This is a genomic window from Nostoc sp. 106C (genome assembly GCF_002154725.1).
Lineage (GTDB): Bacteria > Cyanobacteriota > Cyanobacteriia > Cyanobacteriales > Nostocaceae > Aulosira.
In genome coordinates, this window is the sequence record NZ_MTAW01000129.1 from 35,565 (window position 1) to 52,649 (window position 17,085).

At 41.8% G+C, this 17,085-nt stretch carries 16 protein-coding genes; 8 read left to right on the forward strand and 8 right to left on the reverse strand.

The annotated features are described in order from the left end of the window. The first annotated feature begins 360 nt into the window (after positions 1–360). Complete coding sequence (locus BV375_RS19855; RefSeq protein ID WP_086763471.1) at positions 361–1,386, forward strand: tetratricopeptide repeat protein; 1,026 nt, start codon at positions 361–363, stop codon at positions 1,384–1,386. Positions 1,387–1,538: 152 nt separating this feature from the next. Here the strand turns inward: BV375_RS19855 and BV375_RS19860 are convergent, their stop codons facing one another. After that, positions 1,539–2,051, reverse strand: coding sequence for an outer membrane beta-barrel protein (locus BV375_RS19860; RefSeq protein ID WP_086763473.1), 513 nt, complete (start codon positions 2,049–2,051; stop codon positions 1,539–1,541). A gap of 263 nt (positions 2,052–2,314) precedes the next feature. Beyond that, entirely contained in the window at positions 2,315–2,797 is a 483-nt protein-coding gene (locus BV375_RS19865; RefSeq protein ID WP_086763475.1) for a hypothetical protein, read from the reverse strand. Between the two features lie 696 nt (positions 2,798–3,493). Here BV375_RS19865 and BV375_RS19870 point away from each other — a divergent pair. Then, the gene (locus BV375_RS19870) at positions 3,494–4,255 is read left to right on the forward strand and encodes a M48 family metallopeptidase (RefSeq protein WP_086763477.1); all 762 of its coding nucleotides are present in this window, start codon (positions 3,494–3,496) and stop codon (positions 4,253–4,255) included. A 102-nt stretch (positions 4,256–4,357) separates the two neighbouring features. Here BV375_RS19870 and BV375_RS19875 read toward each other — a convergent pair whose 3' ends face one another. Then, positions 4,358–5,698, reverse strand: coding sequence for a dihydroorotase (locus BV375_RS19875; protein WP_086763479.1), 1,341 nt, complete (start codon positions 5,696–5,698; stop codon positions 4,358–4,360). Between the two features lie 84 nt (positions 5,699–5,782). Continuing rightward, positions 5,783–7,135, reverse strand: a complete 1,353-nt coding sequence (locus BV375_RS19880) for a histidine phosphatase family protein (RefSeq protein WP_086763481.1) — start codon at positions 7,133–7,135, stop codon at positions 5,783–5,785. A 365-nt stretch (positions 7,136–7,500) separates the two neighbouring features. Here BV375_RS19880 and BV375_RS19885 point away from each other — a divergent pair, with 365 nt between their 5' ends. From BV375_RS19885 to BV375_RS19900, 5 genes are all read left to right on the forward strand, one after another. Beyond that, a complete protein-coding gene (locus BV375_RS19885; protein ID WP_086763483.1) occupies positions 7,501–8,112 on the forward strand; it encodes an NIL domain-containing protein in 612 nt (203 codons plus the stop codon). A gap of 114 nt (positions 8,113–8,226) precedes the next feature. Continuing rightward, positions 8,227–9,579: a selenium-binding family protein gene (locus BV375_RS19890; protein WP_086763485.1), complete on the forward strand. Its 1,353-nt coding sequence runs from the start codon at positions 8,227–8,229 to the stop codon at positions 9,577–9,579. 189 nt (positions 9,580–9,768) lie between these two features. After that, positions 9,769–9,918, forward strand: a complete 150-nt coding sequence (locus BV375_RS37005) for a hypothetical protein (protein WP_166507483.1) — start codon at positions 9,769–9,771, stop codon at positions 9,916–9,918. 69 nt (positions 9,919–9,987) lie between these two features. After that, complete coding sequence (locus tag BV375_RS19895) at positions 9,988–11,160, forward strand: alcohol dehydrogenase catalytic domain-containing protein (RefSeq protein ID WP_086763487.1); 1,173 nt, start codon at positions 9,988–9,990, stop codon at positions 11,158–11,160. 210 nt (positions 11,161–11,370) lie between these two features. After that, positions 11,371–11,694 carry a 2Fe-2S iron-sulfur cluster-binding protein gene (locus BV375_RS19900; protein ID WP_086763488.1) on the forward strand — a complete coding sequence of 108 codons (324 nt, stop codon included), beginning with the start codon at positions 11,371–11,373 and terminating at the stop codon, positions 11,692–11,694. Between the two features lie 42 nt (positions 11,695–11,736). Here BV375_RS19900 and BV375_RS19905 read toward each other — a convergent pair whose 3' ends face one another. From BV375_RS19905 to purE, 4 genes are all read right to left on the reverse strand, one after another. Continuing rightward, positions 11,737–12,144 carry a hypothetical protein gene (locus tag BV375_RS19905; protein ID WP_166507484.1) on the reverse strand — a complete coding sequence of 136 codons (408 nt, stop codon included), beginning with the start codon at positions 12,142–12,144 and terminating at the stop codon, positions 11,737–11,739. Between the two features lie 262 nt (positions 12,145–12,406). Then, positions 12,407–13,825, reverse strand: coding sequence for an ammonium transporter (locus BV375_RS19910; protein WP_086763530.1), 1,419 nt, complete (start codon positions 13,823–13,825; stop codon positions 12,407–12,409). A gap of 472 nt (positions 13,826–14,297) precedes the next feature. Continuing rightward, a complete protein-coding gene (locus BV375_RS19915; RefSeq protein ID WP_086763492.1) occupies positions 14,298–14,621 on the reverse strand; it encodes a YnfA family protein in 324 nt (107 codons plus the stop codon). Between the two features lie 688 nt (positions 14,622–15,309). Further along, entirely contained in the window at positions 15,310–15,828 is a 519-nt protein-coding gene (gene purE, locus BV375_RS19920; protein ID WP_086763494.1) for a 5-(carboxyamino)imidazole ribonucleotide mutase, read from the reverse strand. Between the two features lie 78 nt (positions 15,829–15,906). On the opposite strand from purE, the gene nagA reads away from it, so the two are divergent. Continuing rightward, positions 15,907–17,082, forward strand: a complete 1,176-nt coding sequence (gene nagA, locus BV375_RS19925) for an N-acetylglucosamine-6-phosphate deacetylase (protein WP_086763496.1) — start codon at positions 15,907–15,909, stop codon at positions 17,080–17,082. Positions 17,083–17,085 lie beyond the last annotated feature (3 nt).

Consider the following 17,085-nt stretch of genomic DNA (forward strand, 5'->3'; position numbering starts at 1 on the left):
ATATCCTCTGTATCCCAAGCTGCACTACAGAGGCAGTATTTGGAAGCGATCGTTAATTAACAGTTATATTCAGGTTAAAACTCTTGGATTTTAGTAGCTTTAAATGACTTTGCCTTAAAGACTAGCTTGCATAACCCTAGACTATACTGCGTCACGACCTCAGCCGTTTGGGTAGGGTATAGTTAGGCAACTCAACAATAAGTATGGAATTATACTATAGCAACTCTATTTACGTCTTATATCTAAAGATAGAGAATAAAGGTTAACTTAAATTTGGGAATTATTACCTGAGAGGGTTTTTTCCCAAATCTATCCGCCCAAGAAAAACAGCCTATCTATCTTTAGTGCAACCGAGGTCAGATGACGCAATCTTTAAATCAAGTCACCGAGTGGGAACAACGTCGTGATGAGGCAACCCGCTACTACAAGCGGGGAGAATTTCAAGAATATCTCGCGCTGGCAACTGAAAATTTAAAGTTGGCTAGAGTCATCCCAGACCGAGCCAGAGAAGGTTATGCATTGAACGACATTGGTTTAGCTCACCTCGGTTGCTGGCAACCTCAAAGAGCATTAGACTGTTTTTATCAGGCACTTGCGGTTGCTCAAGAATTTGGTAATGTACGAGCAGAAGCAACTGCACTGAGCAATTTAGGTTCTACCTACAGCCGCCTAGGAAAGTTTTCGCAAGCTCTAGAGTATTTGGACAAAGCACTTCAAATTTTCCGTAAATTAGAGGACGCTCAAGGCGAAGTTTCCACTCTTAATGATGTGGCACTGATTTATACCAGATTGGGTGAACCAAAACGAGCGCTGCTGCTGCAAAACCAAATTTTGACCATGCGGCGATTGCTAGGAGACTTTTCTGGTGAAGCAACTACGTTCAATGGTATTGGGTTTGCCTATAGTGCTTTGGGACAGTATGAACAAGCTCTAGAATATTTTCAAGCAGCATTGCCAATTCAACGGGCTGTTAAAAGTTTAGTTGGCGAAGCCACTACCTTGAATAATATTGCCTCTATCTATAGTGATTTAGGACAACCTAAACAAGCACTATTGCTCTACCATCAAGTACTATTAACTCGGCGGGTGCTAAAAGATCGTGCCGGCGAAGCAACTACGTTGAACAACCTCGGTTTTACTTACAATAGTCTGGCAAATCACTGGCAAGCACTGAAATTATACAAGCAAGCTGTGGCAATTTATAAAGATTTAGGCGATAGCCTGGGAGAAAGTTCAACTTTCTTGAATATGGGTAGCCTTTACGCCAAAAGAAGACGCAAAAAATTGGCGCTATCATGCTACCGCAATGCTCAAGAATTAGCGACGCAAATCCAATATCAACCACTTGTGGAAAAGGTACAACAGTTCATTGATGCATTGTCGTGAGATTCCAGGCTGTATAAATAACATTAAACTCAAAATTTGTCCCTGAGCGTGCTTCTTTTGTAACTCATCATCAGCAGCCAACTCAGGGACTTTGTTTATGATTTATCTATGTAGCAGCGGCTAGAAGCCGCTTAACAGGAGATATGAGTTAACTAGAAACGATAACCTAATCCTGTCTGGAAACTGACAGCATCAGCATCACTATTTCTGTAGGCGTCAATACCCCATTTAGCATCGCCATAGACAATGACGTTGTTCGCCACCTGTGATTCAGCACCCAAAGTTACTACAGGTGAACTTTGATTACCTAACGGTGTGTTTTTACCTTCATCAGTGACAAAAGAATAACCGCCACCGAAGTAGACGTTAGTATTTTTGGCAATGGGCGCATCATAAGTCACTATGGGCATAATTGCAGTGGCATCACCACCAAACAGAACCGAACCCCGAAGTGAAACAGGGGTTTTCGGCATAGTAACCCGTGCTTGGACATTACCACCAAATTGAGCATCATCATTTCCTTGTCCACCACTGGTTGCACCAGCAGCAATACCAACACCAATATAGTTGCTGTCAGTACCAGATGGTTGAGCCGCAGCAATTCCAGCGGAGAGGACAATAGAAGAAACAGCAAGCGCAGAAGCTGCCAAAGCTCTAAGTTTCATAAGTTTATCAGCACTAGAGTTCAGTGCAATCAATGTTCTCTAGTACTAGAATCCTCTTTTTAAAAGATTTCACCCTCCTACACTGAGGTCATCCACATGGTTGAATTGTTTTTCATTCCTTTGGGTGAACCTATTTTGAAAAAATGCCGAGGTATTAAGTGAATTTTTATCTATACTATTATTTATGAAGCGATCGCTGCCGCAATTTTACGCGAAAATGGCTGGCTTTGTATATGTTAGCGATCGCCGTTGATATTAAATTTTTAAACACTTGCTAATATGGGGTTCGCCATAAAAATTCTCTTGATATTTTCTGGACTTGTCACGGCTTTATATTGAGCCGTCATGTCTGGTGTAAGCAGTTCTAACATGACTTTGTTCTCTAACCAGAATTCAATCACATCAAAGAAAGAATCACGGTTACAACGTAAAACCCGCCAACCTTCGCGTTTGCCAATTTCCTCAATTTCTTCCTGACTGCTAGGAACAGAGATGGCTGCATGGGTAGCTGTCATACCATTAGCGGTATTAGACTGTACAAACTGACACTGATCATCGCCTTCACCCGGTATTAGCTTAGTTTCTAACGGATAAACTTCAATTGCTGTGCCTTGTTCGTCCATAGCAAACACCATATAACTACCTGGATGAGGGAAAAAGGGAAAAGCCTGTCCTTTCAGAACTTCTGCGATGACTTGGGCAACACGTAGAGGGTTTTGAGCAGCAATAGAAATGTGATGAATCATAAAATAAATTTCCTTAGATAAAAATTAAGCTTGTAAGTAAGCAGATTGTGCAAAAATCTTGCTTTGAACCATTAAGTTACTAAAAGTTTGATTATTCTAAGCTTCAAATCCAAGTTGCAAGGTTTCGGAATTTTGGACAAAAAGTTTTATTGCGTATTTAACTCACGTTGAGCCATTTTTCAATCGAATGACTAAACTTACGTTTGCTTCAACCAGACCGCGCCAATTGATCACTTTTTAACGCTAGATGACTTCATGATCGCTGTCTCCTTACCCCTTGTACTGTATTCGCTCAACCGAGAAAGACTATATGTCTTCATGTAGTAAAAAACACTTTATCCTAGCAAAGTGATGAAACTGCTGTAGATGCGATCGCTTATTTATTAAAGTAATTACTAGCCTGCACTGACTAAGGTTTGAAACTTTTTCTCGTTAGCAACTTGCTGACGACTGATACTGCGACTATTGATTTCTCAGTTAAATTCCTCCTTTATGCTGGCTTTATTTACCATTTTTTTAGTTAAAATATTATATGTACATTAGTAAGTAAGTAAATTACTTAGCAGCTAGTAGCCTGTTATTACCATAATTTTAATAACTATATTTTAAGTAATTACTAATAAAAACATCTAAGCTTTAGACAGTATAAAATCTAAATTTTCCTTTTTATCACTTTGAAATTTGTTGTTTTTAGCTATGATTTCGAGAATGCGTAAAGGTTTTTCTGTAGTACTTGGTATGGGAACTGCTGTAGGTGTAGGATTAACATCGCTTGCACCAGCCAATGCAATTCCTTGGGGTCAGCTAATATTTAATGGTGTTCAGTTGTTGCAACTTTCCAACGTTTCACCACAGCAAACAGTCACCTTGGGGCAAAATATTCACCAGCAAGTAAAACAAAATTACAGATTTGATACCAGCTCTCAAACCAATACTTACGTTAACCGTGTTGGTCAACGGTTGGCTAGAGCTAGTAACTGCTCTCAAATCCCTTTTCACTTTTATGTAGTTCGAGACTCTAGTATTAATGCCTTTTCAACCACAGGTGGTTATGTATACGTTAATACTGGGCTATTAAATACTGTGGATAATGAAGACCAATTGGCAGCTGTTATGGGACATGAAATTGGTCATATTTGCAACAACGACCTCATCAACAAGTTAAAACAAACACAACTTGCTCAAGGTGCAGCCTCGCTTGCTGGTTTAAACCAAAGTGCTGTAACCGCCATAGCTTATAAGCTGGCTGTAGATTTACCTAATAGCCGTGAAGCAGAATTTAATGCTGATGACAAGGGATTGCAGTATATGAAACGCGCTGGCTATAACCCAAAAGCTATGCCTGCATTTCTCAAGAAATTACTTCGGCAATCTTCTCAACCGTCATTTTTGAGCGATCACCCAGGAACCCAAGAGCGGATTTCTGTTATAGAAAGAAAAATTGCTAATGGTAGGTGATACTGATTCAAAAAATGTTTGCGACAGATACCTTAGATTACTAAAAAATTTGGTAGTAATGGTGAGTGACGCGATCGCGTCACTCACTTTAAATGATGCTGTTCAACACCAAATCTGGACAACACGACCTTGCAACTGTTGCCCTAGCCAAGGTGTATTACTAGAAAGGGTGTGAAGATTTTTTCTTTCAACTTTCCAGTTTTGTTGAGGGTCAAATAACACCAATTCTGCTTTTTGATTTGGTTCCAACGCACTCACTTTTTGTCTCAAACACTCTGCTGGTCGAGTACTCAAAGCACGCCATAATTCTAAAGCTGTAAATTCCCCAGTTTCTACAAGATGTTGCCATAACAAAGGTAATGCCAACTCTAAACCAATTGCTCCTGGTGGTGCTTCAGCAAAGGCTTGGACTTTTTCTTCGTAGGTGTAGGGTGCGTGGTCAATGGCGATCGCATCGATAATTCCTCTACGTACACCCTCACGTAAAGCTACCACATCGCTGGGATTACCTAACGGTGGATCTAAATGCAAGCTGGTATTATAACTTTTAACTGCTTTGGTATCTAGTAACAAATGCATCCAAGTAGTACTGGCGGTGATCGGTAAACCAGCAGCCTTAGCTGAAGCAATTAATTCCACACTGCGGGCTGTGGAGACACGCATAATATGTACATGAGAATTGCCTGTGGCGGCTACCAATTCTAATAAAGCTGCGATCGCAGATGTTTCTGCGCTTTGGGGTATCGGTGGTAATCCCAGACGAATCGCATCTGACCCTTCTCGGATTACCCCATTGGCGGCTAATTGCTGGTCACAAGGCCAAAAAGCTACTGGTTTACCCAAAGGTAACAGATATTCTAATACCCGCCTCAACAACCCCAAATTTTCCCTCGGTTGACCATCGGTAAAGCCAACTACTCCAGCTGCTGCTAAATCTGCTAATTCTGTTAATTGCTTTCCTGCTAGATCCAAGGTGATAGCACCCCAGATATGAAGACGAGGGAGAGGGAAAGACGCGGGAATGTTGTTAATAACCTCTCCGCATCCCCTTGTCTCTGCCTGCTGTTGTCCTCTCCTCTTCTGCAACTGTGCCACAAGCGCCGGGTTATCGATTGCTGGAGATGTGCTGGGTAAGATGCTGACTCTGGTAAAACCGCCAGCCGCAGCCGCTTGTAACAAAGATAAGAGAGTTTCTCGCTCTTCAAACCCCGGTTCGCCAGAGTGGCTGTACAAATCCACCAATCCCGGTCCTAGAACTAATCCCCGACAATCTCTGATTTGAGTTTCGGAATTAATATCGGTAATGTGCGCGGCGTCGATGCTATGCTGCTTGTCGGCAGACATCGCTTGAATGTAACCATCACTAATTAGCACATCAGCTAGTTGGTCAGTTCCAGAAACCGGGTCAATCACCCGTACTTGTTGTAGCAATTCAGTTGTCATGTGAGCTATCAGCTATTACCTATCAGTGCTTCAACTGTTTGTCTATTGTGATTTATCTGTTGACCGACAGCTTAACACTGACCTCTACAATGCCCCGGCTGCGGTTTTATCTAATACGCCTTCACCTAAGTGAGTTGTGATGTTCATTGCTTGCAGCACTGGTAAACCATCAGGACCAGATGGGTAATCAATGACGCTGACTGCGCCATTACCCTGGCGAAAATTCCAGAAATTTTCTGATGGTAAACCCAGAATATGGCATAGCAAAGTCTTGTTAGTAGCGTCGTGAGCCACTACTAATCCAGTTTTAAGTTGACTTTTTGATGCTGCTTGCACAATTGACTGCCAAGCTGCAACGCTACGTTCCCACACTTGCTGTAAATTTTCCCCTTCGGGCATTTGTACTTCTGCTGGTGTTATTCGCCAGCGTTCCAACTCTCCTGGAAACTCTTGCTCTATTTCTGTTTCTAATTTTCCTTCCCAAAGTCCGTGACTGATTTCCCTTAAACCATCTTGCAATTCCAACTTTACACTAGGATGGTGCTGCAAAATAATCTCTGCTGTTTCTTTGGGACGAAGCATTGAGCTGCTAATAGCAAAGTCAATGGCGACATCTTGGAGAAATTCTCCGGCTTTTTGCGCCTGTTTTCTACCGTTGTCGTTGAGCGGAACGTCAATTTGCCCTTGAAACCTAGTTTGGCGATTCCATTCTGTTTCTCCATGACGTACCAGCAACAATCGTACTCCTTGGTGTTCTGGTCGTAATGTAGGGAGAGTTTCTCCTGCATGTTGGGTCTGATTCAACGACTCTAGTTGGACTGGATCTCCTAAACCCCCAACAAAATTTAAAACAGTGATACCACAGTTAGATTGTTGTATGGAATGGTAGCGGCTTGGGGGAATGCCTAGTGCCGTGCTAATCAGGGCACGATTAATACCGTTATGCCCAACTATCAGAATAGTTTCACCTTGATGATGAGGTAAAATTTCTTCCCAAAACTGCCGCGCCTGCTCATACAAAGCCAGAACAGGAAAATGTTCTCTGCTACCCTCTGCATCATTAAGCAGCATCCGCAGCTTGTGAGGGCTTTCTTTCCAGGTGCGATAGTCTTCGGCAAACTTCTGCTTGACATCAGCAGTCAACATTTCTGCCCACAAAGGCAGGTCTATTTCCAGCAGCTTATCGAAAGTTTGGGGAACAGCGGAGGTTCCAGTATGAGTTGCCAACTCACTGTGGATAATCTCTGCTGTTTGTTTCGCTCGCTGTAAGGGGCTGCTGTAAATCGCGTTAAATAGAATATTGCTGAGGGCCTTGCCTACTTTAGTGGCATCGTTGCGACCTTTTTCTGTTAATCTTGACACGTCAGTGCGCCCTTGGATGCGCTTTTCCGTGTTATAGCTACTTTGACCGTGGCGTACAATGATGACACGAGTCACTGGTCTTCCCTCCTCTATCTAAAGGACTAATTTTACTGCAAACTGGGTTGGCAGAATTATCAATTACAGCGATGACCATGTATAGGGTTTCTAAAATGTATAAAAATTAACTTTTATTATTTTAGTACTGTGCGCCTTGATCTTCTTCAGAAACGATTGCAAAAATCAGCGTCAATTTTGACGACCGAGCAAAGCTCAGTTATGATAAACTACGGTAAAACGATAGATTTATCGACTATTTAGTTATGCCACCATCAATCATGTAATTTTTAGGAAAAAATTTCAAGGTGGCGCTGGGATTTATAGGTATCTTTGCGTTGTATCAGATAGAGAGTGAAATTCTCATAGTTTGAGGAATTAGGGTCATGGCTTTATCTACAATTGTTGATTCTATGGTGAGCTATATCTGCATTCGCGTTCCTCTGCAATGTCATACCCAACCTGTTCTTTCACAATTAATTTCTCGTTATGGCTTAACAGTTAATATTACCGCAGCTTTTTTAGAAGGAAATACTCAAGACAACGGTTGGTTTAATTTGGAGATTCAAGGTAGTTTTCAACAAATAGAAGCAGGACTTGCCTATCTACAATCACTAAATATAGATATTGAGCAGCTAAATATTAAAATTTTAGCGGCAGAAGACAGAGAAAAGCTCAAACTATTATGTACCAATACCAATATTTGTGGGCAGGTACAGTCAAATCAGCAAATACAAAGCAATACACAAGAAGTTAATTTAACTAGTAAAAAAAATCGCGCCAAATTTCAAGTCTGCATTCCCAAAAATTACCATTATTCTCCGATAATTGCCGGGCTAGTTGCTTGCTATGGTTTAACGGTGAACATTGCCAGGGCTTATTTGGATATAGATACTGAAAATGATGGAAGGTTTGATTTAGAAATTTGGGGCAGTTCACAACAAATTATCTTTGGCTTGAGGTATCTAAAACAACTAGGTTTACAAATTTGGTTGTAAAACGATACAAAACTTTCATTAAGTTGTGAGATTTTTTGTAAAGGCTGTCATTTAGAACTGCTACACAAAAAATAGGACGTGTAAATTATTCATAGCTTTTAGAGGAATTCAACTATGACTCATGCTTGCTGTGGCCCTGGTTATGCTTCTCCAGAGGCAGCCATCAAGGCAGAACCGGAAAAGGTACTTTATGCGATCGCTCTTTATACTGGTACGGGAATAGAAGAGCCTGATTATCTCGCCACCGTAGATGTTGATCCAACATCCCCTACTTATTCCCAAGTGATTCATCGCTTATCTATGCCTTACATTGGGGATGAGTTACATCATTTTGGCTGGAATGCGTGTAGCTCTTGTCACGGCGACATTAGTAGATCCCGGCGATTTACCATTATCCCAGGACAACGCTCTAGCAGGATTTATATTGTTGATACAGCAGACACCAAAGCGCCAAAACTGCACAAAGTCATTGAACCTGAAGAAATTAAAGAAAAAACTAACTTAACAGCTCCTCACACAGTACACTGCCTAGCAGATGGTCATGTGATGATTTCCATGCTGGGTGATAGCCAGGGAAATGGCCCCGGTGGCTTTTTATTATTAGATGAGAATTTTGACATTGCTGGGCGTTGGGAACACAATGCCAATGGCATGAACTTTAACTATGACTTCTGGTATCAGCCGCGTCATAACATTATGGTGAGTAGCGAATGGGGCGCACCCAAAACCTATTATCCTGGTTTTGACCTCAACGATGTCACAGCTGGTAATTATGGTCAGCACATACATTTTTGGGATTGGTCAAAACGCGAGATTATTCAAAGTTTTGATTTGGGACAAGAAGGGTTAATTCCTTTAGAAGTGCGGTTTTACCATCACCCTGATAGCACTCATGGATTCGTCGCAGCTGCACTCAGCAGTAATGTTTGGCATTGGTCTAAGCCCAATGGTCATTGGCAAGTAGAGAAAGTAATTGATATACCATCAGTGGAAGTAGAAGGCTGGCCTATACCGGTGCCATCCTTAATCACTGATATCCTGATATCAATAGACGATCGCTATGTTTACTTCTCTAACTGGCTGCATGGGGATATTCGCCAATATGATATTAGCGATCCTTCCCATCCCAAACTTACCGGACAGGTTTGGTGTGGTGGTTTGCTAGGTAAAAGTGGCGAAGTTCAGGGGCATAAATTAGCTGGTGGTCCCCAGATGCTACAGCTGAGTCTGGATGGTAAGCGGCTTTACGTGACCAATTCTTTATTTAGCACTTGGGATAATCAGTTTTATCCTGACTTATCTAAGAACGGCTCATATTTATTGCAGATTGACTGCGATACAGAAAACGGTGGACTGAAAATCAACGAAAATTTTTACGTTGACTTTGGTAAAGAACCAGCCGGGCCATCTCGTGCTCATGAGATGCGTTATCCTGGCGGTGATTGCACCTCAGATATTTGGGTGTAATTTACTATCAAGCATGGGGGTATCTATAGCGGTTCTCGTTTGGATGCAATACACAATAGGGCACAGCATTGCTGTACCTCTACGAATGATCTGTATTCTATGCAATTGAGAACCGCTATATAGTGAATATTTGTCAAAGAATGCCACAAATGTATTTGTAGGGATGGGGTTTCCCCGTCCTTTACGACAGTGAGTAAATCGCAAAGTTTTCCCAAGGAGCGATCGCACTTTTATTCATGGACAAAAGCTGTCTGGCTTCAAGGAGCATTAGAATCTGGACTCAACGCTGCTAAAGAAATTCACTTTGCTGGCTCTACCGTTTCCTTTATGAAAAGGTGAGTGAGACTTCATACAGCCATTATCACAAGTCACCCACAGTGTTCATAAGTTTACATTTTAGGATTTAATATGAACCATTTGACATCGAAAACCTCAAGTATGAAAGCGATGGTATTAAGCGACATCGCTAAGCTAGAGTTGCGTGAAGTACCGCGCCCTGGAGTGCAGCAATATGAGGTTTTGGTACGTGTGTCAGCAGTAGGATTGTGTGGCACGGACTTTCACATCTTTTCTGGGCAAGCCAACTACAACATTAATCAGCGAGGAAAGGTTATTCCACTGGTAGAACAGCCGCAGATTCTAGGTCACGAACTTGTTGGTATCGTTGAAGAAGTAGGAAGCCTAGTTAAAGATTTGCATATAGGCGATCGCGTCGTTATCGATCAGGGGTTGAACTGCCTTAGCCGACGGCGACAACCGAAGTGCGAATACTGTGTCAGTGGCGACTCCCATCAATGTCAGTTTTTCTCCGAACATGGCATCACTGGCTTACCGGGAGGACTTGCTGAATATATAGCGGTTCCTGCTGTAAATGCCATACCCATTAATTCTGACTTGGAAACTATTGCCGCTGTTCTCACAGAACCCCTTGGTTGTATCAGCCATGCCTTAGATAGGGGAACACGCTCCCGCACCCGTTATGTAATTAATACTGAAGATATCGATCAACGCGTGCGGTCAATTCTAATTTTTGGTGCTGGCCCAGCGGGGCTATTATTTATTCAATATCTGTACAAAGTCCTAAACTATGATGGCTTGATTCTAGTTAGCGAACCAAATCAGCAAAAGCGGGAATTAGCCTCTTGCTTTGGTGCAGAGGTAATTGACCCTCAAGTAGTTGATTTAGTCGATGTTGTGCAGGAAAAAACTGGTGGACGGCGAGTAGAGTATTTAATTGATGCTTGCGGTGCTGGTTCAGTCTTCAAAGATATTCCTGCTTTAATCCGCAGACAAGCTACAGTTCTACTCTACGGGTTAGGTCATGCAGGTGTAGATTTGAGCGTACTGAATAACTTACAATTCATGGAACCAACGCTGGTTGCTGCCATTGGTGCGTCAGGAGGATTCCGCAGCGACGGACGTCCATGTACCTACGATAGAGCACTTGGCTTGCTAACAGCCAAGCAGATCGAGGTAACTTCGTGGATTACCCATTGTTACCAATCCCTGGAATCTGTGCCTCAAGCCTTTACTAGCGATCATTTAGAACCCGACTATATCAAAGGTGTACTAGTACTATAGGGGTGATTCATCGGTTACCAATTCAAATGGAGTGATCGCTTACTTTAAGCTGCGTACACTATTTAAAATCTTAATTACAGCAGCGAGTAGTGGAGATAGTATTGAAAACATAACCAAAATCTTAAATCAAAGTCCATGTGGGAGCGATCTCAGATATCACCTGGAAAAAACTTTGCGATTTACTCACAGTGACTGTGTCACAACTAGATGATGAATAAAACTTACAAAATTGAACTCGTAAATCGTAGTCACTTTTGTGTTGAAGTGTCGGAAAATCAATACATCTTAAATGCAGCAGAAGCAGCGGGGTTGCGTTTACCAGTTGGTTGTCGATATGGTGTTTGTATTACCTGTGCTGCACGTTTGATTGAGGGCAAAGTCGATCAATCTCAGGCGGTTGCACTCAAACCTACCCAAGAAAGTATGGGTTATGTTTTACTTTGTATTGCTTATCCGCGCTCAGATTGCAAATTTGAAGTGGGTGTAGAATGCCAAGATGAATTGTATATTAATCCGTTTAAAGGTTGTCGTTGAGTTTTATCTGTATTGTTAGTTTTGAAAACTCTAACCGGAAAATTATATTAATGCTTGCACTTGCCATACTTTCACTGTTCGGTCATCGCTACCACTAACTAATGTTCTGCCTGTGGGTGCAAAACTCAGAGCAATTACTGCATTAGTATGTCCTGTCAAGGTTTTCAATTCTTTGCCTGTATGAGTATCCCATAGGTGAATGCTGCCATCCTTACCGCCACTAGCAAGGATGCGGTTATCTGAGCTGAATGCTAAGGCGTGAATCCCTCCGGTTTGACTGGGAACGGAGAGTGTCTGCAAGAGTTTGCCTGTTTGCCAATCCCACAGCTTGATTGCACTTACTGAAGTATCCGCTCCACAACCTTCGGATTGCGCTTCTGCCAGTACTTGTCCATTTGGGTTAAAGGCGATCGCTACAATGTTAGTTCTTCCAGTAGTCAGCGATCGCACAATTTTTCCTGTGTTGGCATTCCACAGGCGAATGACTTCGTTATTTATTGCTTTTGCGAAGGTTTGGCGGTCAGCACTTTTGACGCAGATACAAATTCAGGAATTACGTCCAAGGAATCATGCAAAAACGCAACTGCCCTCTAACCATTGCCTGGTATGTAAGGCAAACAGTCAGAAGGCATGGAGTTGCTAAGATACCATTCCTCGCGCTTCATAGTCCATAGGACTTGCAGGGGAGATTGATGGCAAAATTTTCTAATTACTAGGAAACGTTAATGCGATCGCTAAATTCGGAATTGTAACCTTCTTCCCCGTGTTCGTTAATATCTAGACCTTGGTATTCAGCTTCCTCCTTAACGCGCAGACCGACTGTAGCATCGATAATCTTCAGAATGATGAAAGTCCCAACCGCGGCAATAATATAAGCGATAACAATGGCTGCTAGTTCTACTCCTAGTTCGCCAAAATTACCTTTCAGTACACCATTTTTACCGCCTGCGTTGACTTCTACGGTTGCAAAAATTGCTGTTAGAATAGCGCCAACTGTACCACCAACACCATGCACGGGGTAAGTATCTAAGGCATCGTCAATTTGTAGCTTGTGCTTGAAACTCACAGCATAGAAGCAAACGAAAGCAGTGATAAAGCCAATGAAAATCGCTGATAGAGGGGTGACAAACCCTGCTGCTGGTGTAATCCCTACTAAACCAGCAACGGCTCCTGTAGCTGCGCCCACTGCGGTGGGTTTACCGCGTAAAGCTGCTTCCAAAATCAGCCACATTAAAGCAGCGGCGGCGGCGGCTGTATTAGTAGCAACAAAGGCTGTTGTTGCAACATTTGTTACTAAGTTCCCTGAAGTTCCGCCAGCAGCAGATAAAGCACTCCCAGCATTGAAGCCGAACCAACCAAACCAGAGTAAGCCAGCACCTAGCAAAATGAAGGGAACGTTGTGCGGAGGGCTAAGACGATCGGGATGGCTTTTGCGGGGACCAAGAACGATCGCGGCTACGAGGGCAGAAACACCCGAACTGATATGAACTACTGTACCACCAGCAAAGTCAAGGGCACCCAAACCACCATACAAACCTAAAAATCCACCTTTTGCCCATACCATGTGGGCCAGAGGCGTGTAAACAAAGGTTGACCACAGCAGCACAAATAGGGCATAAGCTTTAAAGCTAATCCGCTCAACTATTGCCCCGGAAATTAAGGCTGGGGTGATGATGGCAAACATGGCTTGATAAATCATGAATGCCTGGTGAGGAATTGTCCCGGCATAGGAAGCAACTTCAGGTGGGTTGGAACCGTTGAGATAACCAGTGACATCTAACCCAACGCCATTTAAACCTAGCCATTGCAATCCACCGATAAACGGTAAACCTGGTGCAAAGGAAAGGCTATAGCCCCAAAGAATCCAGGTAACTCCCACGATCGCCATCAACACAAAGCTCATCATCAATGTGTTTAGGACGTTGCGCGATCGCACAAATCCACCATAGAAGAACGCCAATCCTGGTGTCATTAGCAGAACTAGCGCTGCTGAAATCAGCATAAATGCTGTATCTCCAGTATCGGCAGTAGGTGGAGGTGTGGCAGCTGCTTGGGCTAACGCATTGCCCATCAGCGGTCCTCCTAGCAGCAATAGGGTCATAGCCCCAATAATTACAACTTTCTTCAACACTTTTTTGTCCCCGAGCACCAAAATTGTTGTGTTTCTTTAAGAACAATTAGAGTATAAAAAAATACTCTATTTTGTTTTTTCAATTAATCAACCTTAGTTGTTTAGAAAGGTTTATCAAAATATAATACTAAACTAATAGCAGATACCAAAAGTTGAATGATTCTATAAAGATGCAATAATTACATTTTTAGATTGGTGTAATACTATTTTCTTGAAACGATACAAAATCATTATTTTTTCAATTACTAACCATGACAAAAAAACACACTTGTGGTAATTAGTGAGGTTGACAAAGTTTTTACCAGCTTCAACAGTCAAGTTGTAAATTAATGTAATAATTCTTATTTCTATTTTCTGTAAATAAGATCTAACACATTAAGTTTAGGTAATCCAGTATATGCCCTCTAGCTACCTGCTTTACTATTACTTATTAACAGCCTCTACGAGTAAGTTCACAAATCAAATAGAAGCACTATATTCTGGGTGCGTACATAATAACGAAAACACTCAACAAAGCTAAACAGGCTCCTATGAAGTCGTAGTGGTCTGGAATTACACCGTCTACTTTCCATCCCCAAAGCATAGCCATTGTTATAAAAACACCACCATAAGCAGCATAGACTCTACCAAAGTTTGCAGGTTGGCGGGTAGCTATTACTCCATAGGTAGCTAAAGTAATTCCACCCAATATCCCCCACCAAATAGGTTTACCTTCCCGCAACCACAACCATATCAAGTAACCACCTCCTATTTCAAATAAACCAGCCCATAAAAAATAGAATAAGGACTTAATCATTTGAGCAATTAAGCAATTTCTTCGCCAACCATAAAATAAAATAACCTAAATAAAAGTTTAAGAACTTTTGCTACTTTTGTAAATATTTTTGGAGTAACTCTTCAAAAAAAATTTTTATTTCGTTTTGCAAACAGTCTAGTTTTGTTCACTGAATCTTTAATTTTTCACTATGATACTTTTACAATCAACCTCAATCCTCATTCCAAACTTAAAAATATCGTAGAAATCAGAGATACATTTCCACAACACAACTTTGAATTCTACAAAATTCAGGTTTTGAACTCTTAAAAGCTTCTTTACAGGAATCATATAAAGTTATCCCCGTAGAGAAATATTTGATGAACTCACTAATAAATTTGATTGATTGTCTATGTTCCCAAATTCATAATTCTGTATCAGAAGCTACGGTTTGTTTGTTTGAGCTTTTCTATTAGCCTGTAATACTTGAGTTCAACAAACTGAAATCTCTACATTGTCTGCATTTATCAACATCAAAATCAAACAACCAAAAAAATATTAAATTTTTATACAAAAAATTAATCACATCTTGGCACGTAAAAAATGTTGTAATGTTTACATTGCATAATTACGGGCAAAAAGAAATACATACAGTATTTTTGCGATTTAAATTGTTACTACAATAACACTGGTGAATGCTAATAAAATCTCGCCTGTTCTTGTGAAGAGATTACAATTGGATTTTTAAATATTCTTCATAGCCGAGTTGCTCTAGTTTGGCTTGCTTTGCCATGACTGATTCAGCCAGCGTTTGACGATATTGTTGTACTTTTTCTAGCAGTTCAGGTTGGTGGGTAGCGAGAATTTGCACTGCTAACAGACCAGCATTTTTGGCGTTACCTATAGCTACCGTTGCTACAGGAATACCAGCAGGCATCTGTACAATTGAATACAAAGAATCAACGCCTTGTAAGTTACGCGTAGCTACGGGAACACCGATTACAGGAAGTGGTGTTAAAGAAGCTACCATTCCCGGAAGATGGGCAGCACCACCAGCACCAGCGATAATTACCTTAATGCTGCGTTGGTGTGCTTGCTGGGCATATTGCACCATGCGTTCTGGAGTACGATGAGCAGAAACGATCGCCACTTCGCGTTCAATGCCAAATTCGTCACAAACTGCGATCGCGTCTTTCATGGTGGGCAAGTCTGAATCACTGCCCATGATAATACCGACAAGGGGAGCCATAGAATTGAGATTTTTGATTTTGGTTTATTGCCGACTGTTCTATCTAAAATCAGACTTAGCTATTTTCCCGCCAATGTGATGAATAAAGCAACACCAAGCGCGATCGCCGCAAATGTAGATATTATCAATGCACAAGTACCTGGTTACAAAGACTTGCAGATGCTCTTGATTAATCAAGAAGGCATGATTGAGCAAATCTTACCAATGGGTACTGTCTTTAAACGAGTTCCTGGGCCAGATTTGCAAGTGTTAGATGTTGCAGGTGATTGGATTTCTTTGGGTGGTGTCGATTTGCAGATTAACGGCGCGTTGGGTTTAGCATTTCCTGATTTAAAAACTGAAAATGCTCACTTACTGCCAAAAATCTCCCAATTTTTATGGGATGTAGGAGTAGATGGATATTTACCTACATTGGTGACAACTTCATTAGAAAATATACAGCGATCGCTAGCTGTCATCGCTAATTTTATCCAAACTCAGAAAGCAGGTGCCCAGATTCTCGGCGTACATTTAGAGGGGCCATTTTTAAATTCTCAAAAACGCGGCGCACATCCTGCAGAATATTTGTTACCCCTAACAATTGAGCAAGTAAAAAGGGTTTTGGGTGATTATGCTGGTGTTGTGAAAATCATTACCCTAGCACCAGAGTTAGATCCTAGTGATGAAGTTATCCCATATTTGCGTTCCTTGGGTATTACCGTCAGTTTAGGACATTCTCAAGCTACAACCGCCCAAGCACAACGTGCTTTTGAACTTGGTGCCACAATGGTAACCCACGCTTTCAACGCCATGCCACCATTACATCACCGCGAACCAGGGTTATTAGGAGTAGCAATTACTAATCCTAATGTGATGTGTGGTTTTATTGCCGATGGACAGCATCTTGTACCAACGATGCTGCAAATTCTCAATCGTGCTACTGAAGGACTGTTTGTTGTCAGCGATGCGCTTGCACCTCTGGGGCTACCTGATGGAGTGTATCCTTGGGACAGTCGGCAAATAGAAGTGAGAAACGGCACAGCACGACTACCCGATGGAACTTTATCAGGAACGACGTTACCTTTACTGGTAGGTGTACAGAATTTGGTGCAGTGGGAGATTTGCGATGTGGAAAGAGCGATCGCCCTAGCCACAGATGCACCTAGACAGGCAATTAATTTACCAGGAATTTCTCCTAATCAATCCGCCAATTTATTGCGCTGGCATTTGGATGAAACGACAAAAAAACTCACCTGGCAGCGATTATTTAGCTAGATT